16 protein-coding genes are annotated in these 24,630 nt (G+C 72.5%); 5 read left to right on the forward strand and 11 right to left on the reverse strand.

Translation table 11 applies throughout. The features are described 5' to 3' along the window. Positions 1-1,647 precede the first annotated feature (1,647 nt). Positions 1,648-3,360, reverse strand: a complete 1,713-nt coding sequence (locus ACFQSB_RS31460) for a cellulose binding domain-containing protein (protein ID WP_380830485.1) — start codon at positions 3,358-3,360, stop codon at positions 1,648-1,650. Positions 3,361-3,700: 340 nt separating this feature from the next. Here ACFQSB_RS31460 and ACFQSB_RS31465 point away from each other — a divergent pair, with 340 nt between their 5' ends. The 4 genes from ACFQSB_RS31465 (at position 3,701) to ACFQSB_RS31480 (ending at position 6,200) form a co-directional block, all read left to right on the forward strand. Continuing rightward, the gene (locus ACFQSB_RS31465) at positions 3,701-3,853 is read left to right on the forward strand and encodes a hypothetical protein (RefSeq protein WP_380830486.1); all 153 of its coding nucleotides are present in this window, start codon (positions 3,701-3,703) and stop codon (positions 3,851-3,853) included. A 153-nt stretch (positions 3,854-4,006) separates the two neighbouring features. Beyond that, complete coding sequence (locus tag ACFQSB_RS31470; protein ID WP_354834060.1) at positions 4,007-4,399, forward strand: GntR family transcriptional regulator; 393 nt, start codon at positions 4,007-4,009, stop codon at positions 4,397-4,399. After that, positions 4,396-5,241 carry an ABC transporter ATP-binding protein gene (locus ACFQSB_RS31475; protein WP_380830487.1) on the forward strand — a complete coding sequence of 282 codons (846 nt, stop codon included), beginning with the start codon at positions 4,396-4,398 and terminating at the stop codon, positions 5,239-5,241. Before ACFQSB_RS31470 ends, ACFQSB_RS31475 begins: the two co-directional genes overlap by 4 nt. After that, positions 5,238-6,200: an ABC transporter permease gene (locus tag ACFQSB_RS31480; protein ID WP_380830489.1), complete on the forward strand. Its 963-nt coding sequence runs from the start codon at positions 5,238-5,240 to the stop codon at positions 6,198-6,200. Before ACFQSB_RS31475 ends, ACFQSB_RS31480 begins: the two co-directional genes overlap by 4 nt. A gap of 119 nt (positions 6,201-6,319) precedes the next feature. Here the strand turns inward: ACFQSB_RS31480 and ACFQSB_RS31485 are convergent, their stop codons facing one another. Both ACFQSB_RS31485 and ACFQSB_RS31490 read right to left on the reverse strand, forming a co-directional pair. Next, positions 6,320-9,859 carry a S8 family serine peptidase gene (locus ACFQSB_RS31485; RefSeq protein WP_380830490.1) on the reverse strand — a complete coding sequence of 1,180 codons (3,540 nt, stop codon included), beginning with the start codon at positions 9,857-9,859 and terminating at the stop codon, positions 6,320-6,322. A gap of 7 nt (positions 9,860-9,866) precedes the next feature. Further along, a complete protein-coding gene (locus ACFQSB_RS31490; protein WP_380830492.1) occupies positions 9,867-12,509 on the reverse strand; it encodes a M4 family metallopeptidase in 2,643 nt (880 codons plus the stop codon). Between the two features lie 356 nt (positions 12,510-12,865). Here ACFQSB_RS31490 and ACFQSB_RS31495 point away from each other — a divergent pair, with 356 nt between their 5' ends. Continuing rightward, positions 12,866-15,712 (forward strand): choice-of-anchor L domain-containing protein, encoded by a 2,847-nt coding sequence (locus ACFQSB_RS31495; protein ID WP_380830493.1) that lies wholly within the window; start codon positions 12,866-12,868, stop codon positions 15,710-15,712. 189 nt (positions 15,713-15,901) lie between these two features. On the opposite strand, the gene ACFQSB_RS31500 is transcribed toward ACFQSB_RS31495, so the two are convergent. The 8 genes from ACFQSB_RS31500 to ACFQSB_RS31535 form a co-directional block, all read right to left on the reverse strand. Next, positions 15,902-16,921 carry a polyprenyl synthetase family protein gene (locus ACFQSB_RS31500; protein WP_380830494.1) on the reverse strand — a complete coding sequence of 340 codons (1,020 nt, stop codon included), beginning with the start codon at positions 16,919-16,921 and terminating at the stop codon, positions 15,902-15,904. A 90-nt stretch (positions 16,922-17,011) separates the two neighbouring features. Further along, positions 17,012-19,681: a fumarate reductase/succinate dehydrogenase flavoprotein subunit gene (locus ACFQSB_RS31505; RefSeq protein ID WP_380830495.1), complete on the reverse strand. Its 2,670-nt coding sequence runs from the start codon at positions 19,679-19,681 to the stop codon at positions 17,012-17,014. Continuing rightward, positions 19,682-20,437: an ABC transporter ATP-binding protein gene (locus ACFQSB_RS31510; RefSeq protein WP_380830496.1), complete on the reverse strand. Its 756-nt coding sequence runs from the start codon at positions 20,435-20,437 to the stop codon at positions 19,682-19,684. It abuts the gene before it with no gap. A gap of 40 nt (positions 20,438-20,477) precedes the next feature. Then, positions 20,478-21,320 (reverse strand): ABC transporter permease, encoded by an 843-nt coding sequence (locus ACFQSB_RS31515; protein ID WP_380830497.1) that lies wholly within the window; start codon positions 21,318-21,320, stop codon positions 20,478-20,480. Further along, the gene (locus ACFQSB_RS31520) at positions 21,317-22,729 is read right to left on the reverse strand and encodes an ABC transporter substrate-binding protein (RefSeq protein WP_380830498.1); all 1,413 of its coding nucleotides are present in this window, start codon (positions 22,727-22,729) and stop codon (positions 21,317-21,319) included. Before ACFQSB_RS31520 ends, ACFQSB_RS31515 begins: the two co-directional genes overlap by 4 nt. An 11-nt stretch (positions 22,730-22,740) precedes the next feature. Beyond that, a complete protein-coding gene (locus ACFQSB_RS31525; RefSeq protein ID WP_148440852.1) occupies positions 22,741-22,968 on the reverse strand; it encodes a 4Fe-4S dicluster domain-containing protein in 228 nt (75 codons plus the stop codon). After that, positions 22,959-23,789: a GntR family transcriptional regulator gene (locus ACFQSB_RS31530; RefSeq protein ID WP_380830499.1), complete on the reverse strand. Its 831-nt coding sequence runs from the start codon at positions 23,787-23,789 to the stop codon at positions 22,959-22,961. Before ACFQSB_RS31530 ends, ACFQSB_RS31525 begins: the two co-directional genes overlap by 10 nt. Before the next feature lie 196 nt (positions 23,790-23,985). Next, positions 23,986-24,471 carry a GNAT family N-acetyltransferase gene (locus ACFQSB_RS31535; protein WP_380830500.1) on the reverse strand — a complete coding sequence of 162 codons (486 nt, stop codon included), beginning with the start codon at positions 24,469-24,471 and terminating at the stop codon, positions 23,986-23,988. Positions 24,472-24,630: the final 159 nt, after the last annotated feature.

Below are 24,630 nucleotides of genomic sequence, written 5' to 3' on the forward strand. Positions count from 1 at the left end.
GTCACGACGGTGTGGGGCAAGCCTCGATCCCCGCCAACACGTTCCGCCCGTGCCTCGCCGAGGGTGCGACACATTGCGCGCCCAGGTCATACGCCCCGATTCCTTGCCGTCTCTTCCCCGCACGTGCGTGCCCCCGCAATCCTCATCCTCACAGCATGTCATGCTGAAGGAAAGGCATAGAGTGCGATATTCCCCGGAGTATCACAGATCCACTGTCAGCCACCCTGTCAGGAATCAGTCAGATAACATGATGCCGTCTGTCAGGGCGGAGTCAGCAGCGGAGGACGATCCTCGGGGCGACGGGGGACTCGTGACTATACGTATTGATGACATCGCCAATTGTCGACGAACCGGACAACATGACGGCAGTATATGTTGATAGATCACTTCGCGACCCCTAACGGCCCCCCTATTTCCACGGCCCCGGCATGTTGCAAATATGTCTCATAACGGGCGATTTGCGTTCAGAGGTGGAACAGAGCGGGCAAGCGGCGAGGGTCGTTGCGGCAGTGCCGTCGGGCGTGGGCCATGCCGAGGCGCCGAACGTGGCGGAGAGCGCCGATCGCCAGATTTCCGCAGGTGGCGGTCTCCTGCGGCGACCGGCCGGTCCGGGCCTGACCGGTGTCCTCGCGAAAGGCGACCTGCGGAGGGGGTTCACCCCGGGGGTGTGGACACCGGCCGCCACGCGGGCGAGCAGCACCGTAGCGGGTCCCTGGCGGCCGGTCGCGGAGCCGTCACGGTGCACGGCGTCCGGAACGCCGCCGCCGGTCCCGCCGCCGGCCGGGCTCCCGTCGAGAGCCGGGGAGAGCGGGCCGAAGAAGTCGGGGGTGCACAGAGGAGCCGCTCTCTGTTCGCACCTTTTACCGTATTACGGGATAAATCACCCATAACCGTCCTCGACGGTCGCAGAAAGAGGTGATTCGCGGCGCCCGGCGACGCTCGGCGCACCTTCCCGGTCGCGGCCTCGGCGACCGGCCGCACGAGCCGCCACCGGCGCCCCGCGACGCTCGGCCGAAGCGGATGGACAAGAGGTCGCGGAACTCGCGGATGTCGTGAGCGACGAGCCGCCGCCGTAGCCGGACCGCGGCGCCCGTGTCCGGAACATACGGGGAGCGCTCTCCAAGAAGACCGGACACAAAGTGGCACACGCGCTCGCCGCCGGGAACACCTTTCAACGGCCGCGACCGGAAAACCCGGATCAGCGCGCACCGGAACCATTAAATGCGGTCAGGAAATCCAACGGGCATTGTTAATGGCAGACCGATACCCACCGAATTGGCCGCGGAGCCTTTTCATCCCGCGATCAAACAGATCGCCGGTCACGGTGTGATCGCGCCCAGGTCACCTGAGGCAGGCCGAACAGGGGAAACGGCTCGGTCATCGTCGACAGGTCGTTCACCGGCCGAAGTCACCGTTGTCGATGGCGGCAGAAAGAGCGACGGGATATGGGCACGCGTCATGAGAACGCGCGGAGCGCGAATGCACGTGCCACGAGCAGCCGTCGCATATCGAGGAGGTTCCACCCGTGCGTTCAGAAGATGAGCACGAGGTGATGCACCTTGCCGGCTTGTGCGGCCCCTCCCTCGTCTGAGGGGCCGCACCCGTCCCTTCGCCGGTCGGGCGTCGGGGCATGGGTTCACCCGCCGGTCAGACCACGGTGCAGGGGACGCCGTTGAGGGTGAAGGCGGTGGGTTCGGCGGTGTTTCCGGTGTGGGTGGCCTGGAAGCCGATCTCGACGGTGGCGCCGGGGGCGAGGGTGCCGTTGAAGTCGACGTTGCGGGCGCTGACCTGGCCGCTTGTGGGCGAGTAGGTGGCGTTCCAGCCTGAGGTGATGGCCTGGCCGGAGGGCAGGGTGAAGACCAGGGTCCAGCCGTTGATCGTCGAGGCCGTGGTGTTGGTGATGCTGATACTGGCGGTGAAGCCGTTGTTCCAGCTGTTCATGGTGTAGGCGACCCGGGGTCCGGTGCCGCCGCCGGTGGGCGTCGGGGTGGGCGTCGGAGTCGGGGTGACGGTGGGCGTGGGCGTCGGGGTGGGGGTGGGTGAGGGGCCGCCGCCGGCGATGCTGGTCACGAAGGTGGTCATGCTGCGGGCGGGGAGGGTGACGGTGAGGGAGCCGTTGGACATGCTGGTCGCCGCCTGGGAGGCGAGGTTCCTGTTCGCGTCGCTCACCCAGGAGGAGACGCTGCTGGATGCGGTGGTGTTGGACAGGGTGAACTGCTGGCTCACCGCGGAGGTGTTCTTGTTGAGGGCGACGATGACGACCGTGTCGCCGTTGCGGTAGGCCGAGACGTAGACGTTGGAGGCCGGGTTGGCGGTCGCGTCGATCCGCACGTATCCGGGGCGGACGAACCTGGCGAACTGCGCCATCATGGCGCCGCGCTTGCTGATCTGGCCGTCTTCGCGCATGGGGCCGTAGCTGCGCCGGATGGTCCACCAGACGTAGGTCTGGAACTCGGCGTCCACCATGGCGTGGTGGATGTGCTCCCCCACATCCAGCGCCTGGGGCCACAGGTCCCCCGAATCGGTGCTGTTGGGGTAGTAGACCTCGGTCATCCAGAGTTCTTTGCCGGCGCCCTTCTGCTTGAACAGGGGGTAGGGGAAGTTGGAGTAGGAGGTGCCGTAGAGGTGGGCGCCGATGATGTCCACGTTGGCGAGAGCCGTGGCGTCGTTGAGGATCGGGTCCGACATGCTCTTGATGTACTGGAAGGACTCGGGCGCGATGACCCTGGTGCCGATCGAGCCGGCGTTCTCCCGCAGGAAGCGCACGATTTCGGCGCTGGTCCACCACGTCCAGTCCTGCGCGTAGTCGGGCTCGTTCTGCACCGAGATGGCGTACAGGTTCACCCCGTTGTTGCGCATGTAGGTGGTGAAGTCGTTCAGGTGCTTGGCGTAGGCGGCGTACGAACCGGACTTCAGGCGCTTGGCGTTGGTCTGGCTGCCGCGGGTGAAGGTCTCGGTCATACTGGCCGGCGGGTTCCACGGCGAGGCGAAGACCGTCGCCCCGAGCTCCACCGCGCGCTTCGCCGTCGCCAGGTCACGGCTCCAGTCCGACTGGTTCTCGTTGACGGGGATCCGCAGCACCGAGAACCCCAGCTTGCCATCGCCGTTGCCGAACGCCGTGTCCCGCTGGGCGGCCGTCAGGTCACCGATCCACGCCGCGTGGGCCATGCCACCGAAACCCCGGATCGTCTGCCGCTGCGCCGCCGGATTGATGACCGCCGTGGCGGCCGCGGCCTCCGTGGCCCCCACGACCGACGCCGCGGCCGCGATGACCGGCACGGCCCCGATCGTCGTCAGGACGCTCCTCCGGCTCAGCGCCTTCCGCTCACCGCTCATGGGCTCGTTCTGATCCTGCGTCATGTCTTCTCCTTTGTGCTGTAGGCGCCGATCAGCGCCTTCTCGGTCCCGTTGGCCCCGGTCGGCGCCGGTCTCCGGCGTCGCCCAGCGGGCTGGACCTTGATCGTGTTATCGATCACTTTTTCGACCGTGATCTACTTCGGTTAGATTGTTAGCGTTAACATTTCCTCGCGTGGACCGGCACGCGTGTGCGACGGGGATGCGGACCGCTCAGATGGTCGCGCGGGAGTGACACTCCAGCGGAGTGTGGTTCCGCCCTCGGCGGAAGGTCAAGCAGAGGCGGGCCCGCGAGCATTCGAACTGTGTGTATGTCGCGCCGAGCCGTGAAAGTTACAGCTCAGGCGTGCCGGGTCCCGCGCCCGCCTTCCTTGGAGGACACGTCGAACCGTTCGACCGGGTCACCTTCGGCCTCCTGGCCGTCGGCACCGACGACGGCCACGGCCACGGCCACGGCGGCGGGCCGAGCGTCAACGGCGCCCCCTTGCCGCCGTGCTGAACGTCGGAACGGCGCGACCGCGCCCTGCCTGACATGACGTCGCGACCGAAGGCCGCCTCCGTCGAGCACGGCGTCGCCGGACGACCATGGGTTGACGAGGAGCGGCCGTATCCACCACCCTTTCACTATTCGAATAGTGAAAGGGTGTTTCATGTGATCGAGTTCAACCTGGATCGCGGTTCGGGGGTTTCGACGTACCTGCAACTCGTTCACCAGGTCAAACAGGCGCTCCGGCTGGGTACGCTGCGGCCCGGCGACCAGTTGCCGACCGCCCGCGAGGTGGTCGAGAGCTTGGCCATCAATCCCAACACCGTGCTCAAGGCCTACCGGGAGCTGGAGCGCGAAGGGCTGGTCGAGGGGCGGCCAGGGATGGGGACGTTCGTCCGGCAGGGCATCGCGGGCGCGACCCTCGCCGAGCACACGCGGCTGCGGCGCGGTCTGCAGAAGTGGGTGCGCGACGCCCGCGCGGCCGGGCTCGACCAGGAGGACCTGCGGGCGCTGTTCGCCGTGGTCCTGGCCGACACCGCGAAGCAGGACGTGGCATGAGACCGGCGCTGGAGGTGACCGGGCTGGGGGTCCGCCACCGCCGTACGTGGGTGTTGCGCGACTGCTCGCTGTCCGTGCCCACCGGGCGCGTGGCGGCGCTGGTCGGGCCCAACGGCGCGGGCAAGACCACGCTCATGCACGCGGCCGTCGGCCTGCTGCGGCCCGCGCTGGGAAGCGTCCGCGTGGCGGGCGAGGCGGCGTTCGTGGCGCAGGACAAGCCGCTGTACGACGGCTTCACCGTCGCCGAGATGCTCGCCTTCGGCCGCCGGATGAACACCCGCTGGGACGCCGCCGCCGCTGCCGGCCGACTCGCCGGGCTGGGCATCCCGTTGGGCCGCAGGGTGAGCGGGCTGTCGGGCGGGCAGCAGGCGCAGGTGGCGGTCACCCTGGCGCTGGCCTGCCGGCCCGACCTGCTCGTGCTGGACGAACCGCTGGCCAACCTCGACCCCCTCGCCCGCCACGACGTGATGCGCTCGATCATGGCGGAGGTGTCCGGCCGGGAGCTGACCGTGCTGCTGTCCTCCCACGTCGTCTCCGACCTGGAGGACACGTGCGACTGGCTGGTCGTGCTGAACGAGGGTCGGCTGCAGGTCAGTGGCGACATCGACGAACTGCTCGACGGGCATCTCGTACTCACCGGGCCCGACGGGGCGTCGGCGGCGGGCACGCGCGTAGTGGGCGCGAACCGTACCGGCAGGCAGGTCAGCATGCTGGTCAGGGGCGCGCCCCCGCTCGATCCTCGCTGGCGGGCACGGCGCCCGGGGCTGGAGGAGCTCGTCATGGCCTACCTGCGCAGCCCCGAGTCGGCGGCGCTGCCGGGACTGACGGGGGTGGGCGTGTGATCTGGGTGACGTGGCGCCAGCACCGGGCACAGATCCTCGTGACGGCGGGTTTCCTGGCGCTGCTGGGGGCGCTGCTTCTGGGTTCGGCGGTGGAGGCGGGCCGGTACGTGGCCGAGCACGCCCCGCCCGGCTGCCCGGGGCCCGCCGTGGCGTGCGGAGACCTGGCGGTGGCGCTCGGGCGACGCTACGACGCGGTCTACTCGGTGTTCGGCTGGATGCCACTGGTGCTGCCCGCGCTGATCGGGGCCTTCTGGGGCGCGCCGCTGCTCGGCCGCGAGTACGAGCGCGGCACCCACCGTCTGGCCTGGACCCAGTCCGTGCCCGTGTGGCGGTGGCTGGCGGTCAAGCTGTCGGTCCTGGGCGGGGCGGTCGTGGCGGGCGGGCTGCTGCTGTCGCTCATGGTGAGCCTGTGGCGGCCGGTGTTCAGGACGGGGGTCGACTCCACGTTCGGCAACATCGGTGTGTTCAACATGGTGGGCGTGGAGCCGGCGGCGTGGTGGCTGTACGCGTTCGCGCTCGGCACCGCGGCCGGCACCCTGTTCCGGCGTACGCTGCCCGCGATGGCGCTGGTCGTGGCCGGCGTGGCGGTGACGATGTTCACGCTGTTCCAATTGAGCGACCACTACGCCGAGCCGGCGCGTGCCGAGCTGTCCGGCACCGTGCTGCTGGACGATCCCGACGCCCGGCTGGTGAGCGCCGCCTGGGTGCGGCCGTCCGGGAGGGAGGTCGCCGAGCCGTCCGACAGCGGCTGCCCGCGCCGGGTGGACGCGGGGCCCAGCAGCAAGAACGCCGAGGCGTGGCAGGGGTGTCTGTTCGGCAAGGGCTACCGGTATGCCGTGTACTACCATCCGGCGTCCAGGTTCTGGCGCTTCCAGTGGACCGAGGGCGGGATTCTGGCGCTCGCGTCGGCGGCCCTCGGCGGCCTGGCCGTGCGCCGCACCCTCCGCCGCCCCGGCTGACGGACCGGTTCGAAGCGTCAGCGGCAGCCCGTCGGCCACATCACGCGCGAGATCGAGACCGCCCGGAGCAAGGAGGTCCGAGGTCCCCCGGTCCGGTGGCGGCCGGGGGACCCCGGACGTCAGGGCTGCTGGGGTGCGGGGCGGATGGCGAAGGCGACGGCCGGGTCCAGCGGTCCCCTGATGAGGAGCAGGTCGGGGCCGTAGACGTTGCCGACCTGGGTGCGTCCGTCGCCGACGCGGACGCGCGGGTCGTCGGGCAGGTCGCCGTACTGGAACAGCATCCGTCCGTCGGGGTACAGCACCACCTCGAAGGTGACGCGCAGGCCGGTGCCCCTCAGCTCGACGTCACGCCATTCGGTGACAAAGCGCTGGTCGGCGCCCTGCCCCAGCGTCGCCGTGCGCACCGAGGACCGCTCGTCGTAGTGCAGGTCATCGTTGAGCGGCGCGGCCCAGGACCACTTGGTGGACAGCGGATCGATGAACAGCAGCGTGCCGAGCGAGGCGACGCCCACGGCCGCGTAGGTCTTGCCCGAGAGCGGGAAGGCGAACGGCAGCGGCACCATGACGCTGGTGTAGTCGTCCACGCCGATCGGGTCGACGCCGGGGAGGTAGGCCTTCGGGGTGCGCGCGCACGCGAAGCCGGAGTGCTCGATCGGCATGCCGACGGTCAGGTCGGCCTGGAGGTCACCGCCCACCGTGATGCGTTTCTGGATGACGATGTCGCAGGCCTGCCGGTACACCTGGATGAACTGCGGGCCGCCCATGACGCCGGTCAGCCGGTAGGCGCCCTGCGCGTCGGTCGTCGCCGGCGGCACCCGGTAGTCCTGCACGCCGACCAGGACGCCGGCCAGTGGCGCGCCCGTGCCGTCGCGCACGTGGCCGGTGACGGTGTTGTCCATCGGGTACACGGTGATGTCGAGGCCGATCACCTGTCCCTCGGTCGTGACGGTGATCTCGCTTCTGGAGTACTCCCAGTCCGGGGTGGAGATGACGACGATGTAGGAGCCCTGCGGCACATACAGCCGGTAGAGGCCGGAGGCGTCCGAGACCGTGTCGGTGATGACGTCGCCGCCGACCGGGTCGACCAGCTCGACGGGGACGTCGGCGAGCCTGGCGCCCTGGTGGTCCTTGACGAAACCCTGCACCACGCCGAGCCCGTAGAAGCGGATGCCCATGCCGGGGCGCAGGATGGGCTGGTCCACCGAGTAGTCGAAGCCGAGCAGGCCGGTGCCGTTCTCCAGTCCGACGCTGGCGGAGCCGCCCCGTGGCATCAACCCGGACGTCAGCGACTTGTACTGGAAGAGCACCTGGCCGTTCTCGTGCAGTTCGGCGGAGAAGGTGAGCCGCGCCGACGGCTGGGCCACCAGGGTGACGTTGCGCCATTCGACGAGGAACCGGCGGTTGGGCGCGGTGCCGAGTGTCGCGGTGAGCACGCTCGCGGAGGCGTCCACCATCAGGTCGTCCCAGAAGGCGTAGACGGCGGCGTTCGGCAGGCCCGGGCTGGGGATGGGGCCGTTCTGCGCCAGGTTGGTGTTGCGCGCGAAGTTGATGAACCCGTTGGTCGAGACCCAGGCCTTGGTGTAGGGCTTGCCGTACAGCGGGAAGGTGAACGGCAGCGTGACGGCGGCTCCCGCGTCGTCGCCGGTGAGCGCGAGCGGCGTGGTCCCGTTCACCCAGGTGAGGGACGGCACCACGTCGCACTTGTTGCCGTAGGAGTCCTTGCGCAGCGGCGTGTCGATGGGCACGAACTCGTCGCCGTCGACCTGCACCGTGAGGGTGGTGGAGCCGCCGCAGCGGGCTCCCTTGACGTTGATCCGCCAGGTGCCGACCGGGACGCCGATCATGGCGAAGGTGCCGTCGGACTCGGTGGTCACCGGCGGGTAGGGGGTGTTCTCGATGGAGACCACGGCGCCGGGCAGCGGCTCCCCGCCGGTCTGGCGGACCTCGCCGTAGATGTCGTACCGGCGGACGGCGGACAGCGTGAGGTCGCGGACGGCGGTGCCGGTGGCCGGCACGGTCGCGGCGCCCGAGGCGGGGGCGAAGCCGAACGCCGTGGCGGTGACCGTGTAGGAGCCGGGCGGGAGCGACAGGGTGTAGACGCCGTCGGCGGCGCCGGTGAAGGTCCGCTTGGCGCCGGAGGCGGCGACGGTCACCGTGGGGTTCGGCACGGGGTCGCCGCCGGCGTCGCGCACGGTGCCGGTCAGGGTGCCCGCCTGGCCGCGCGGGGCGAAGACGGCCGCGGCGAAGACGTCCAGCCGGCCCTGCCCCCACACCCGGTTGTCGTCGCTCGCGCCGCCGCAGGAGTAGTCCACGACGTCCACGGCGGTCTCGTCCAGCAGCCGCCGGGTCGCGGCGACGTCGCCGCGCAGCGCGGGCGCGGCCGACCACAGCAGCGCGACGGCGCCCGCCACGTGCGGCGTGGCCATGGAGGTGCCGCTGAGGACCTCGTAGCCTCCGCCGGGGATCGAGGAGCGCACGGCGACCCCGGGGGCGCTGATGTTCGGCTTGATCCCCGGCGTCTCGGCGTCGCCGCGGCTGGAGAAGTCGGCGATCTTCAGGTCCGCGCCGTACGCGCCGACGGCGTAGGAGTTGTCGTATCCGCCGGGCGAGCCGACCGTGCCGCAGGCGGGGCCCTCGTTGCCCGCGGCGAACAGCGGGAAGATGCCCGAGTCGACCCAGGCGTCGACGATGCCCTGGTAGAACGGGTCGCCCGGGGAGCCGCCCCACGAGTTGCTCACGAGGTTCGGGGCCAGGTCGGGGCGCGGGTTGGCCCCGTTGAGGTCGGTCGGGGCGAGCATCCACTGGCCGGCGGCGAGCAGGTCGTCGTCGTAGCAGGTGGAGGAGGCGCAGCCCTTGGCGCTGATCCAGGTGGCGCCGGGCGCCACGCCGATGCCGCCGTCGCCCACGATGGTGCCCATCGTGTGGGTGCCGTGGCCGTTGTTGTCGCACGGCTTCAGCGACGGGACGCCGCACACGAGCGTCGGGTCGTACCAGTTGTAGTTGTGGTCGTAGGTGCCGTCGGCCTTGCGTCCGCGGTAGCGGGCGGCCAGGGCGGGGTGGTCGAACTGGACGCCGGAGTCGATGGTCGCGACCACGACCCCCTGACCCCTCGCGCCCAGATCCGACCAGACGCGCGGGGCGCCGATCTGGTCGACGCCCCACTCGACGCCCGCCGCCGCCCGCGCCACGGCCTTGGCCGTGCGGTCGGGCTCGGGAATGGTGACCGAGCCGGCGGGGCGCACCCTTGCCACGTCGGACCGTGCCGCGAGCCGGTCGACCAGCTCGCGGCTCGCGCCGCGCACCAGCACGGCGTTGACCAGCCAGTACGGGGTGAACAGCGCCTTCTCGCCGTGCAGGAACGCGCGCAGGCCGCTCTGGCTTCGCTCGGCCGTCGCGGTGAGCGCCCGGTAGCCCTGCGCCGCCCTGGCCGCGTGGGTGCGCTGCGCGCGGGCGGCGGACAGGTCGGCCTTCTCCTTGAGCATGACGAAGACGTCGGCGCGCGTGTTCCGGGCGAGCTTCTCCACGACCGCGCGGTCGAGCCGGGCGGGCGAGGTCGCCGCCGCCGCGGGCGAGGGCTCGGCGGCCGGGGCCGCCGCCGCGGCGGGAGCGGCGGCCAGCAGCAGGACCGGGACGAGTAAGGCCGTGAGCAGGCGGCGCATGGGCTTCCTATTCGAAGATCGTGTCGAGCTGGGCGAGCACCTGGTTGGCGGTCTTGCCGACCAGGGCCTGGCTGTCCACCAAGGAGCGGTCGGCGCGCAGGACCGCGGCCAGCTCGCCCCCGTTCCCCGAGGCGATGTCGGCCTGGATGTAGGCGTCGACGAGGGCGTTGATCTCGTTGATCAGCGTCTGGGTGATGATCACCCGGTCGCCGTCGCGGGTGCCGACGGTGCGGAAGGCGGGCTCCATGGACTGCATGAGGTGGGCGGTCCGCTGCCGCAGGCCGTCGTCGGCGGTCAGCAGTTCCATGGCCCGGCTGTTGGTGCGCGCGTACAGGTGGGCGTAGTGCAGGACCGAGCCGGACTCGGCGTTCTCGAACAGGTCGCGGGTGCGCAGCAGCGCGGCCACGGTGGCGTCGGTCGTCGAGCCGCCCGGGTCCATGCCCTTCAGGCCGACGCCGGTCAGCGACTCGTCGGCGAAGCACATGCACACCTGGCGGGGCGACTCGTAGACGCCGTCGATGCCCACCGCGCCGAACGCCCGCCAGGTCTCCTGGCTCTCCGGCGAGTTCTTGCCGTACAGGTCGTAGGCCGCTTGGATGGCGCCGACGCGGGTCTCGGTGAACCGGGACCGCGGGCCGAGATAGACGGTCAGGTCGCGGTAGGCGATCTCCGCGGCCTTGGTGACGCCGATGCGGGTGGCCAGGATGTACCAGGCGTGGCTCGGGATCAGGCTGTTGAAGTGCACCCAGCCGCTGTCGGCGCAGCCCAGCCAGTACTCGCTGTAGTGCGCGGGGTGCGGTATGCCGCCATAGGTGATGTTGTGCGGGTTGGCCAGGTCGCGGATGACGCCGAGCGAGCTGCCCTCTCCGGCCTTCCACGAGGTGCTGCCCGTGACCTTGGCCTCGGTGAAGGCGGCGAACACGTCGGAGAAGCTCTCGTGCAGCGAGCCGCCCTGGAAGAGCTGGAACAGGTTGGCGGTGGAGAAGGTGACGCCGTGCTGCCACTCGTGGGAGACGATGGTCAGCGTCGCCGTGCCCTGCCCGAAGGCCGTCATGCCGCTTTCCGGCATGAAGAAGGCGTTCTTCTCGGGCGTGCCGTCGGCGCTGGAGGAGTACCGCGCGCCCGCGTCCATGCGGGCGCCCTCGCCGTCCCAGCTGTCGCGGCCGAAGGTGGACATCATGTAGTCGTAGAACTTGCCGCTGTGGTCGTAGATGGCGTTGACGTCGGGCTCGGAGACGGGGCCCTGGCCCTCGACCCTGGCAGGGTCGTCGTCGGTCTCGTCGCTGTTGCGCAGGTCCCATACGCGGCGCTGCTTGAACTCGAGCCGGCCCGGCTCGAAGGTGACGACGCGGCCGGTGCTGAGCGCGTCCACGTAGTAGACCGTCGAGCGGCCGTCCGCCGCGGCGAGCCACACCCGCCAGACGAGCGTCACCGGCACCGGCCGCCCGGGGTCGGGGTCGCCGGGCAGCAGGTAGAGCACCGGCGGCTCGACGGTCCTGCCGTCCGGCATGGCGCGGGTGGCGGCGGCGACGGCGGCGTACGCGCCGAGGGTGGGCCGGGTGGCGACCGGGGCGAGGTCGGGGATGAGGCCGTTGGTCAGCCCGCGCACCGTGGTGCCCTTGGCGTCGCGGTGCACGCCGACCCTGGCCCCGTACACCGGGACGCCGTCGATCTGCTGCTGGAACCAGTCGTGCCGCTGGCCGAGCGGGTCCTTGGCGCGGGCGGGCATCGGCCGTAGCTGCGCCACCGGGTCCTTGACGGCGAACAGGGCGGCGTTGGACCGCAGCCAGCTCGTGACGTCCTTGCCGACCGGGCTGTCCAGGCTCGCCATCGTGGGGACGCCGAGCCACGGCTCCCTGGCCATGTTGACGCTGCCGGCGGTCATGTCGCGGGACGCCTTCTGGCGCGCGGTTTCCAGGCCCACCCGAGCCAGCGCCTGGGAGACGCCGGGGCGGTAGTAGCCGACGGGGGCGGGTTCGGGGGGCGCGGCGGCGATGCCGAGCGGCAGCGCGGCGGGCTGCTCGGCGGCGGGCGCGGCGGCGGCCGACCCGGACAGGGCGAGCTGGGCGGCCAGCAGGCCCGCGCCGGCCCCGGCCAGCAGCCTCACCCGGCGCGGAGCGACGAGCGCGCGCAGGGCCTGACCGGCCAGGCCGGTGGCGAGACACCAGGCGAGGCCCAGGCCGAAGGCGTACGGCGCGGGCGTGGACACCAAGGCGAGCTCGCCGGGCGCGAGGGCGGCGACGAGCGCGGCGACCGCGGTGAGGACCGCCGCGTACCCGGCGGAGGCGGCCAGCAGCCGGGCACGGCCGCGGGTGAGCACGCCCGCCAGCACGCCGGCGGCCAGCGGCCCGAGCGCCACCAGCACCAGCGGGGAGCCCTGCAGCAGGAACTGGACCGGCCAGATCCGGCCGCCGGTGGACAGCGTGGCCGACCACCAGTCGACCGGGCCGCCGGTCGCGGCCGCCGCGGTGGTGGTCACGCCGTTCGCGCTCCCGGACAGGAAGCCGCCGACCAGCCCTTCGGCGCCGGTGGTGAGCAGTGCGAGCACCGCCCAGGTGACCGCCGTACTGAGAGCCGCCGCGGCGGCGCCGATCCATGACGCCCGCGCCGCGGCGCGGACCGCGGGACGTGCCTTTCTCGCCGAACGCATGACAGGCCTCCACACGTGAGCCGTGCGCCATCGACAACGGGGGTCCGCCGGCATGCGGGCGCGCGCCGGCCACGGATGGCGTGCGCGGGATCCCTATGCGGAGGCGGGCGGAGATGCGGGGGGTCGATAAGGGGGAGATAAGGAAATACCTTGATCAACCGGAGTATCAGGCCACGGATACCGGTCCGTCAATCGCGACTTTTCGGTCTTGACCGGTGATCGGTCGATGTATATGTTGAGCCCAATTTTGATCATCGGCGCCGTTCCGAAACCTCGTCGTGGCCGGCCGGGCTCGCCGCGCCCACACCCCCTCACCAGCCCGTTCCCCCGGGCCTGACTCCGCCTGGAGGCACGTGGTGCGTCGCAGGTCGTTGTTCGTCATGCTCGCCGCCGTGGTGGCGTGCACCGGTCTGGCGATCCCCGCGTTCGCCGATCCCGCTCCACCGTCGCCGCCCGCACCGGAGCGGCACACGATCTCCGTCGGCGCGCCCGCCGACGCCAAGACCACCCGAGACCGGGCGGCCAAAGCCCGCAAGGCCGCCAAGCGGCGCACGGCGAAGCGGGACGGCGCCACCGCGCTGGACGTCGCGGCGGGCAGCGTCACGCCGGTCGGCACCGGCGCCGACGCCGCGGCCGCGCTGGCCGGCGCGCTCGTCGCCGACGGCAGCCTCGAAGGGGCCAGATACGTCACGACGCCGCCCACGTCCGGCACCAACGGCGTCGGCCACGGCATCGGCGGCGTGTCCGGCGAGGGCGCCCTGCTGACCACCGGCGACGCCACGCTGGCGCCCGAGCCGAACGACTTCCTGTCCTCCGGCCGCGACTCCGGCGGCGGCAAGGTGCGCGGCGAGAGCGCCTACGACGTCACCGTCCTGCAGGTCGACCTGGACGTCCCCGCGTGGGCGAGCTGCCTGACCTTCGAGATGAAGTTCTTCAGCGAGGAGTTCCCCGAGTTCGTGCGCAGCGCCTACAACGACGGGTTCGTGGCCGAGCTGGACAGGTCGACCTGGACGACCGACGACTCGACCATCCTGGCGCCGGACAACTTCGCCTTCGACCCCTCGGGCAACGTCATCTCCACCAACACGACGGGCCTGCTGGCGATGAGCGCCGCGGCGGCGTCCGGGACGACCTACGACGGCGCCACTCCCCTGATGAAGGCCGGCACCCCGGTCACCGGCGGCGCGCACAAGATCTATCTGTCGGTGTTCGACCAGCACGACGCGGTCTACGACTCGGCGGTGCTGCTGCGCGGCCTTTCGTACACCCAGGACACCGGCGCCGAGTGCGGGACGGGGGCCAAGCCGGTCACCAAGCCGGTCATCTTCGTGCCCGGCATCATGGGCACCAAGCTCGTGGACGAGTCGGGCACCGAGTGGTGGCCGGGCGGCACGAAGCTGCTGAACCCGACCGACTCCCACCTCGACAACATCATGCTGCACGACGACGGCCTGACCGACGCCAAGGGCAACGGCGTGTACGGCTCCGAGGTGATCATGAAGATCCTCGGGCTGAAGTCCATCTACCAGGACACCGTCACGCTGCTGAAGGACGCCGGGTACGTGCTGGGCGACATCGAGGCGCCCCAGCCGGGCGAGAACCTGTTCCTGTCCCCCGTCGACTGGCGCAAGTCGGCCACCGTCAACAAGAACCAGCTCCTGGACCGCATCGAGCGCATCAGGGACGCCACCGGGTCGGACCGGGTGAACATCATCGCCCACTCGCAGGGCGGCCTGGTCGTCAACGCGGCGATGAGGGACGCCCGGTCGGCCGGCAAGGTCAACCGCATCTCCACCATCGCCACGCCCTACCTCGGCGCGGCCAAGGCGCTGGGCGTCCTGCACTACAAGACGCCCTGCGTCATCGACTTCGTCGGCGGCCGGTGCCTGCTGAACCGCAACGAGGCCGCGAAGATCACCCGCAACTTCCCCGGCTTCCTGGAGCTGCTGCCCTCCGACAACTACCACCGGGTCGTCGAGCCGCCGGTCAACCGCGTCCCCGGTGGGCCGCTCACCCCCGACCAGGTGCGCAACCTGCTCAGCGACAAGAACCTGACGCTGATCGACCGCGCACGGGCCTGGCACCAGCAGGCCGACGAATGGAAGCCCGCCGACGCGCGGGTCGGCCTGACCCGCCTGATCGGCGACGGGGTGACCACCGTCGTCAGCTTCGACGAGTTCGCCGAGGAGCACTGCGACGAGAAGTTCGGCTGGTGGCGCACGTGCGCCCCGGGCACCGGCGTGCTGGTCAACTGGAGCGACCACGGGGACGGCACCGTCCCGCTCGGGTCGGCGCGCATGACCCCCGAACTGCGCGGCGACTCGGTCGTCCTGGAGCCGTACTCCGGCATCGGGCACGCCGACCTGCCCAACAAGTCGCAGGTGATCGCCAGCGCCGTCTACGCCATCCAGGGCGAGGGCCCGACGGCCGGGCGCCTGGCCGCGCTGCGCACCGCCGACGACGCCCAGCAGCTCGCCGGCGCCGGCGGGCTGACCGGCACGGAGGTGATGGTCAGGGGCCCGGTGAACCTGCTGCTCACCGATTCGGCGGGCCGCCGCACCGGCTTCGCCGACCCCTCGACCGAGATCGAGATGGAGGACATCCCGGGGAGCTCGTACGCCGCCGGCACCGGGCCGTACAAGCAGATCTCGGCGTTCCTCACCCAGGGCAAGGCCGCCGGCGAGATCACCACCACGGCCAACGGGTATGTGTACATCCGGCTGCGGACCTGGGTCAACGGCGTCGTCACCTCGACCATCGCCTACGAGCCCATCCTGACCGACCCCAACAACCGCATCACCTTCGCCGGCGTGGGCGTGACGGTGCCGGCCACCAGGGTCGCCGTCCTGCCCTGCGACATCTGCCCGGCGCAGAACCCGCTGCCCACCGTCACCGGCGGCGGGGCCGACGACGAGACCCCGCCCGACACCACCGTCAACCTCACCTACGACACCTTCGAGGGCAAGCGGCGGGTGCGCATCACCGCGGGCGGCACCGACGCGGGCGGGGCCGGGGTCGAGCGCGTCGAGTGGGCCATCGAGTCGAGCGACCCCGGCGACCGGACCCAGTACGCCACCTACGCCCAGCCGTTCTACTGGATCAAACCGGCCGGCTCGACGGGCACCTGGACGCTGCACCTGCGCACCATCGACGCCGCCGGCAACATCGACGGCTCCTACGTCAAGACCGCCCTCGACCTGTGACCCGCACACCTGGTGGCCGTCCCGCCCAGGCGGGCGGCCGGTCACCAGGGCCGCGCGGCCGAGGCCACCCAAGCCGGGGCCGCCCTCAAGCCGGACCGCTCCGGCCGGACCGCTCAAGCCCGACACTCAAGCCCGACCACTCAAGCCCGACCACTCAAACTGGACCGCGCAGACAGGGAGGCGGTCCTCCTACGCCGAGCGGCCGGTCACCAGGTCGCAGAGGGATTCGAGGACGTCGCGGGCGGCGCGTTCCGGCAGCCGCCGCGCGGCCGCCCTGGCCTCGCCCGCGTACCGCGCCACCTCGGCGCGGGCCAGTTCCAGCGCGGGTGAGGCGCGCAGCAGGCGCAGCGCCTCGGCGTGCGGGCCGTCGTCCGGGACGGCGCCCGGGACGGCGCCCGCGCCGAGGATCTCGCGCAGCCGCCCGGCCGCGCCGTCCCCGGCCCCGCGCAGGGCGAGCAGGACCGGGAGGGTGGGGACCCCGGCGCGCAGGTCGGCGCCCGGGGCCTTTCCCGCGCGGTCGGCCTCGGAGACGATGTCGATGATGTCGTCGGAAAGCTGGAAGGCCACGCCCAGCGCCTCGCCGTACTCCCCGAGGGCGCGCACCGCCGCCGCGTCCGCGCCCGCGCACATCCCGCCGAGCCGCACGGCCAGGGCGATCAGCGAGGCCGACTTGTCGCGGACCACCTCCAGGTGGTGATCGACGGGGTCCTCGCCGCGCCGGGGGCCCGCCACCTCCCTGACCTGCCCCCTGACCAGCCGTTCGAAGGCGTGGGCCTGCGCCCGCCTGGCGGCCTCGCCGAGCTCCAGGCTGACGGTCGCGCCGCGGGCGAACAGGTGGTCGCCCACCAGGATGGCGATCTTGTTGTTCCATCTGACCTGCGCGCTCGGCACGCCGTGGCGCAGCGGCGCGTCGTCCATCACGTCGTCGTGGTGGAGCGAGGCCGCGTGGATGAGCTCGACGGCCACCGCGGCGTCGGACACCTCGGCGGTCTCCGGGTCGCCGAACTCGGCGCCCAGCAGCACGAGCAGGGGACGCCAGCGCTTGCCGCCCGCGTCCAGCAGGTAGCCGGCCGCCTGGACGATGAGCGAATCGGGCGAGTCGGCGGCGGCGTCCCGCAGCCGGGCCTCCACCGCGGCCATGCTCTTGCGCAGCCGCCCGGCCAGTTCGCCGTCGGCCGGCGCGACCTGCTCCAGGGCCGATCCCGCCATTCCGCCCTCCAGCCGAAGAAGTCACATATTCACGACTTCGCGACTCTAGCGCTTCATGATCCCCGTGCGGCCGGTCACCAGGACGGCCGCTCAGGTGGGGGTCGCCTCCAGTGCGCGGCGGGCGTAGGCGCGGACGTCGGCGTCCGGGTCGGCCAGGGCCTCCGAGAGCGCCGCGGCGACCTGCGGGTCCGCCGCCCAGCGGGTCAGCGCGAGCACGGCCGCCTTGCGCACGTCGAGGTTGGCGTCCGAGAGGGCCTGGACCAGGGGAACCTGGGCGGTCTGGCCGCCGGCGGCGCCCAGGCAGCGGGCCGCCCCGACGCGCACCTGCCAGGCGGGGTCGGCCAGCCCGCCCAGCGCCTGGTCCACCAGCGGCGCGCCGGTGGCGCCGGACGCCTCCAGCGCGGCCGCCCTGACCAGCGGGTCGGCGTCGGCCGCCAGCGCGCCGAGCGCGGCGGACGGCTTGCCGACCAGCCCGAGGCCCCTGGCCGCCCATACCCTGACCTCCCTGGACGGGTCGTCCGCGGCCGCGGCCACCAGGTCGGCCTCGTCGAGGGAGACCAGCCCGCGGATCGCCTCGATGCGCACGCGTCGGTCCGGGTCGTCCATGCCGGCGCGGAACACCTCGCGGTCGCCGAGCCGCAACGCGCGCAGCATGTCCAGCGCCGTGGCCCTGACCACGGCGTCACCCCCGGTGAGCCGCCCGGCCAGGGCCGCGCCGAACTCGGGGGTCGCGGGGAGCACCTCGGCCAGTTCCCTGAGGCCGGTGGCGGCGGCGCGCCGCACCGCGCCGTGGTCGTCGCCGAGCGCGGCGACCAGCGCCGCGCCCGCGCCGTCCGGGACGGTCTCGGTGAGCGTGGCGATGGCGGCCCGCCTGACCTTGGGGTCGGGGTCGGCGAGGTAGGGGGCGAGCCGGTCGGCGGTGGGCTGCTCCTCGGCCAGCCGGTGCAGCTCCAGGATGCGGGGCGAGCGGCCGACGGCGGCCCGTCCGGCGCGCACGGACTCGACCCGCCGCACCGCCGTGGAGACGTGGGCGCCCAGCGGCACCGGCTCGCCGCCCGTGGGCGCGAACTCCGGCACCGGCACCAGGTAGGGCTCCACGGGACGCTTGAGGAACTCCATCGCCCCGTCCTGCCGTCTGCGGAGGTTGAGGTGGAACAGCCAGCGGCCGTCGTCGCGCTCCGGCAGGTCGGCGCGCTCGTGGTACAGCCCCCAGCGGCTCTCGGTGCGAGTGAGCGAGGCGCGGGCGGCCATCTCGGCGCAGTCGCGGATGATGTCCACCTCCGCGCAGCGCATCAGCTCGTGCGGGGTGCGCGCGCCCATCGAGGCGATCTCCTCGCGCATCCGCTCGAAGGACTCCAGCGCGATCTCCAGCTTGGCGGCGGTCTTGGGCGGGGCGACGTAGTCGTTGACGAAGCGGCGCAGCTTGTACTCCACCTGCTGCTGCGGCGGCCCGCCAGGGTGGCGCAGCGGGCGGTAGACCAGCTCGTGCGCGGCGGCGACCTGGTCCTGCGGGAGCGCCGCCGTGGCGCCGCCGTGGTGCGCGGCGGCGTGCGCGCCGGCGAGGTCGCCGAAGACGAACGCGCCGATCATGTAGTTGTGCGGGACGCAGGCCAGGTCCCCGGCCGCGTACAGACCGGGCACCGTGGTGGCGCCGTTCTCGTCCACCCACACCCCCGACGCCGAGTGGCCGCCGCACAGGCCGATCTCGGAGATGTGCATCTCCACGTCGTGGGTGCGGTAGTCGTGGCCGCGCCCGGCGTGGAAGGTGCCGCGCGTGGGGCGCTCGGTGGAGTGCAGGATGGTCTCCAGCGCGCCGATGGTCTCGTCGGGCAGGTGGGTCAGTTTCAGGTAGATGGGCCCGCGCGCCGAGGAGATCTCGGCGGCGACCTCGGACATCATCTGGCCCGACCAGTAGTCGGAGTCGACGAACCGCTCCCCCCGGCTGTTGACCTGGTAGCCGCCGAAGGGGTTGGCCACGTACGCGCACGCGGGCCCGTTGTAGTCCTTGATCAGCGGGTTGATCTGGAAGCACTCGATGCCGCTGAGCTCCGCGCCCGCGTGGTAGGCCATGGCGTACCCGTCGCCGGCGTTGGTCGGGTTCTCGTAGGTGCCGTAGAGGTAGCCGCTCGCCGGCAGGCCGAGGCGGCCGCAGGCGCCGGTGGCCAGGATGACCGCCCCGGCCGCGACGGTGACGAAGCGGCCCGACCTGGTGTCGAACCCGGCGACGCCCACGGCCCTGCCGCCGTCGGTGAGCACCCTGACCGGCATGACGCGGTTCTCGATGCGCACCCTCTCGCGGATGTCGCGGCGGCGCAGCACCCGGTACAGCACCTTCTTGACGTCCTTGCCCTCGGGCATCGGCAGCACGTAGCTGCCCGAGCGGTGCACCCTGCGCACGGCGTAGTCGCCGTATTCGTCCTTCTCGAACTTCACGCCGTACCGCTCCAGCCGCCGGACCATCTCGTAGCCGCGGGTGGCGGTCTGGTAGACGGTCTTCTGCGCGACGACGCCGTCATTGGCGCGGGTGATCTCGGCGACGTAGTCCTCGGGGGTGGCCTTGCCGGGGATGACGGCGTTGTTGACCCCGTCCATGCCCATGGCGAGCGCGCCGCTGTGCCGCACGTGCGCCTTCTCCAGCAGCAGCACGCGGGCTCCCTGCTCGGCCGCGGTGATCGCGGCCATCGTCCCGGCCGTGCCGCCGCCGACGACCAGCACGTCGCAGTCCAGGCTCAGGCGGTCCTCGATCGAGGGGATGTCCATCTACAGTTCCTCCAGGATCCTCGCGCGCGTCTCGCTCCGGTCGGCGGCGGGGTCGCGCGGTCCGTGCATCTCGATCACCGAGCGGACGCCGTGGCGGCCGAGCACCACCACCCGGTCGGCGAGCAGCAGCGCCTCGTCCACGTCGTGGGTGACGAACACCACCGTCGCCCGGGTGTCGGCCAGCACCTCCAGCAGCAGGCGCTGCATCTGGGCGCGGGTCTGGGCGTCCAGCGCGCCGAACGGCTCGTCCATGAGCACGGCGCGGGGCGCGCCGACCAGGGCGCGGGCGAGCTGCACCCGCTGCCGCATGCCGCCGGACAGCTCGCGCGGCAGCCGGTCCTCCGCGCCGGCCAGGCCGACCCGGGCGATCCACGCGCCGGCGGCCGCGGCGCGCTCGCGCCGGGGCGTCCCGCGGATGCGCAGCGGCAGCTCGACGTTCGCCCGGACGGTGCGCCACGGCAGCAGGCCGTCATCCTGGAAGACCATGGCCCGGTCGGCGGAGGTGGCCGCGACCTGCACCCCGTCGGCGAGGATCCGGCCGCCGTGCGGCGCGAGCAGCCCGGCCATCGCGCGCAGCAGCGTGGACTTGCCCGAACCCGAGGCCCCGACGACGACCAGGACCTCGCCGGGGACGATGTCCAGGCCGACCTCGTGCAGCACCGGGCCGCGGCCGTAGCCGAGCGACAGCCCGTCCAGCGTGAACCCGAGGCCCGGCCGCGCCTCGCCGGTGCGCGCCGGTCGTGCGAGCGTCGTCACGTGGTGCTCCTCTCCAGGCGGGTCCGCCGTCGGCGCGCCGTCACGACTCCCGCCCCTCGGCCCGGGGCAGCCAGCGGGTCGCCCTGCGCCCGGCGAGCTCGACGGCGGCCGAGGTGGACCAGCCGAGCAGGCCGATGGTGGCCATCCCGACGATGACCGCCGGGTAGTCGACCAGCGTGTACGACTGCCAGGTGCGGTACCCGACGCCGAACTCGCCGGAGATCATCTCGGCGGAGATGACGCAGATCCACGCCACCCCCATGCCGACCGACAGCCCGCCGAACACGCCGGGCAGAATGCCCGGCAGCACGACGTTCCACAGAACGTGCCGCCGCCCGCCGCCGAGGGTACGGACGGCGTCCTCCCACAGGGTGGGCAGCGCCCGCACGGCGTGCCGGGTGCTCACCATGACCGGGAAGAAGGCGGCGACGAAGGTGATGAACACGATGCCCTGCTCGTCGGTGGGGAACAGCAGGATGGCGACCGGGACCAGCGCGATCGCCGGGATCGGGCGCACCGCCTCCAGCAGCGGCAGCACCACGTGGCGGGTGCGTCGCGAGCGGGCGACGGCGACGCCGACGGCCACGCCCGCGACCGAGGCCAGCCCGAACCCGGTGAGGATGCGCAGCAGGCTCTGCAGCAGGTCCAGGTAGTAGACCGGGTCCGCCAGGCGGCGGGCGGCCTCGGCGGCGATGTCGCCGAGCGTCGGCAGCCGGTCGAACCGCAGCCACAGGCGCGCGTCGGTGACCGTGAGCGCCTGCCACACCCCGGCGGCGGCCAGCAGTGAGGCCGCCTTGGCGGCCCAGCCCCACCGGGCCCCGCGCGGCGCGGGCGTGGGAGCGGCGGCCGCCCGCGGTGGGGAGGTCCGGGCCGGCGCGGTCACCGCGCCTCGCCGCCCGCCTTGACCGCCCGCAGCGCCTCCTCGTAGGAGAGCGGCCGCGTCTTCGGGTGCCGCCGGCGGTAGGCGTCGGCGCCGTCCTGCGTGGTGAAGGGCAGGAACCTGGCGTCGGGCGCCGCCGCGGGGTCGCGCAGCCAGACCGAGCCGTCGGCGAACCACCGGGTGCCGGTGACGGTGTCGGGGACGTAGGCGGCGCGCACGGGCGCGCCGGCGGCGGCGATCTGGCGCAGCAGGCAGGTGGGCGTGGCGGCCGGCCGCGTCGTCGTCGCGCCGGCGAGCCACAGCTCCGAGGCGGTCGCCGGGTCGCCGGCCGCCTTGCCGCACACCGGGTCGGTCCCGGTGATCCGCGCGGGGTTGACCGTCGAGGCCAGGTCGGCGTCGTAGGAGGGGCCGTAGGCCTTGCGCAGGTAGGAGTCGTCGACGAACGCGCGGACGTCGACTCCGGGGAAGCCGTCGCCGATGCGCTTGAGGAACGGCACGTCGTGCTCGTGGGCGGCCTGGAGCGGCGGCTTGAGCGTGGGGTCGAAGGTCGCGATGCCGCCGGGGCCGTTATAGAGGTAGACGACCTCGGCGGGCAGCCCGGTGGCCGTGGCGACGGACTCGGCGGCCTCCAGCGGGTGCTCGTGCAGGTAGCGGGTCGCGTCGATCTGGGCCTTGAGGAAGGCGTCCACGACGCCGGGGTGCTCCTTGGCGTACGCCTGGCGCAGCACCACGCCGTGGAAGGTCGGCACGTCCAGCGCCGAGCCGTCGTACAGCAGCCGGGCCTTGTGCTGGAAGACCAGCAGGCCGGGCCAGGCGACGAACTGCGCGTACGCCTGCACTCCCCCGGACTCCAGCTGCGAGGCGCCCACCGCGGGCTGGTGGTTGACGACGCGCACGTCGCGGGCCGGGTCGAGGCCGGCCTTCTCCAGCGCCTGGACGAGCGTGCCGTGCCCGGCGGAGCCGGCGCTGGCGGAGATGGTGGCGCCCTTGAGGTCGGCGAGCGTCCTGGCCGTGGAGCCGGGCGGGACGACGACCATGTTGAGCCCGCCGCGCAGGTTGTACCCGGTGATGGACACCAGCCGCGTGCGGGCCGCCGGGATGCCCTGGGTGCGGGCCGCGTTGATCAGCAGCGGGTAGTCGCCCATGGACCCGATGTCGATCTTCCCGGCGACCATCTTCGCCGTGATGGGCGCGCCGGCGTCGTAGTCCTGCCACTCGACCGTGTACCCCGGGCCGAGCCGCTTCTCCAGGTAGCCGAGGGACCGCAGCAGGGTTCCGGCGGTCACCGTGTTGATGGTCTTGGACTGGTAGCCGACGACCAGCGTCGTCTTCTCCCCGCCGCCCGCCGCGCCGGCGACCGAGCAGCCGGTCGCGGCGAGCAGGACGGCGATCGACGCCAGGGCTGCGCGCATGGCGGCCTCCTTCATCGCAGCAGGTAGGGGATGTTGATGGTGACGGCGTCGACCGGGCACCGGGCGGCGCACGGGCCGCAGTACCAGCACTCGTCGACGTGCATGTACGCCTTGCCGGTCTCGTCGCTGATGGCGAGGGAGTCGAGCGGGCACGCCTCGACGCACAGCGTGCAGCCGTCGATGCACAGCGACTCGTCGATGGTCACGGGCACCTCGACCCGCTGTTCGATCAGGGCCATGGTCGTTCCTCCGTGGTGGCGTCGTGGTCGCGGCGCGCGGGCGGCGCTGTGCCGGCCGGGCCGCCGCCGGGGGCGGGGGGTGTGCGGTCGAGATGGCCGCGCATGGTCAGCCGGTCGCCTCTGAAGCGGATGAACTCCAGGTCGACCGGCCGGCCGTCGGCCAGGTGGGTGAGCCGCTCGACCATGAGCAGCGCGGCGCCGCGCGGCGCGTCCAGGGCGGCGGCGGTGTGGGCGTCGGCGTTGACCGCCTCCAGGGTCAGCTCGGCCATGCCGAGAGGCTGGCCCGCGATGCGTTCGAGCAGCACGAAGATGTCGTTGTGCTCCAGGTCGGCGTCGAACAGCGGCTCGCCGACCTCGCGGACGAGGTAGGTCAGGTCGAGCGAGAGGGGCACGCCGTTGAGCCGGCGGAGCCGTTCGAGGTAGATGACCCGCTCGCCCGGCGGCACGCCGAGGCGGTGGCCGACCATGGCCGGCGGCTCGATCAGGGTCATGGTCCTGACCTGGTTGGTCACCTCGCCGTGCTCGTGCAGGGTCTCCGCCAGGCCGAGCAGCCGGTGCAGGCCGTGGGGGTACTTCTCCCCCGCCACCGTGGTGCCCACTCCCGGGCACCGCTCGACCAGCCCTTCCTCGCGCAGCAGGTGCAGCGCCTCGCGCACGGTGTTGCGCGAGGCGCCGAACTCGCGCGCCAGCGCGGCCTCCAGGGGGAGCTGCCCCGCCGGGAAGTGGCCGTGCACGATCTGCCTGCGCAGCAGGTCGGCGACCTGCCGGGCCCGATCGGCCCGGCGGCGCCGCGCGGTGGGCTCCGCCGTCACCCGTTCCACATCCGCCTCCCCGGCTGTTCGCCAGCTCCGACGGGATCAACCTAGCAATCCGGTAGGGAAATGGGGATAACGGGGAGATTGCGCCACTCAGCCGAGTCCGCGCACCGCCGCCGAGCAGCCGACCGGCCGCCGGACCGGCGAGATCCGCCACCGGACGGCCGCGTCGTCAGCGGGCGGCCGCGTCGTCAGCGGGCGTTCAGGGCGCGAGCGCCTTCTCGAAGCAGAGCGAGTAGTCGAGCGACTCGTAGGGCGGGAAGATCGGCACCCGGGTGTAGCCCTCGCGCTCGTACACCCGCACCGCGTCGGGCTGGCGGTCGCCGGTCTGCAGGATGATCCGCGGGGCCCCGAGCGCGCGGGCGGCCTCCTCCGCCGCCGCCAGCAGGGCCCGCGCCACCCCCGAGCCGCGATGGGACGGCGCGACGTACATGCGCTTGAGCTCGACCTCCTCACCCAGGCGCCGAAGGGTGACATGGCCCACGGGCGCACCCCCGTCGAAGGCGACCCCGGTGTACAGAACCGTCTCGGCCCGCACCTTCATGCCCGGGGGCAGGTGGCCGGGGTCGGCGAGCCGGTCGGCGTACCGCAGCCCCATCTCGGCTTCCATCGCCGTACGCAGCTCCTCGGCGCCGGGATCGTCGTAAGGCACGGCCCGGACGGCGAACGTGGCCTGGTCGGTCGTCATCTGTCTCCTCACCGGGTTCACGGACGGGACTGGCGCGCCCTGGGCTGCGGGCAGCCCAACGGTACCCGCGACGGCGCGAGGCGCAGGCGGCCGGGATGCGAAGACCTGCTGGTTCAGGTGGTTCTGCCGCCCCGTGCGACCGCCGCGCCCGGCGGGCCG

The sequence above is a fragment of the Sphaerisporangium rhizosphaerae genome, from assembly GCF_042665155.1.
Classification (GTDB): domain Bacteria; phylum Actinomycetota; class Actinomycetes; order Streptosporangiales; family Streptosporangiaceae; genus Sphaerisporangium; species Sphaerisporangium rhizosphaerae.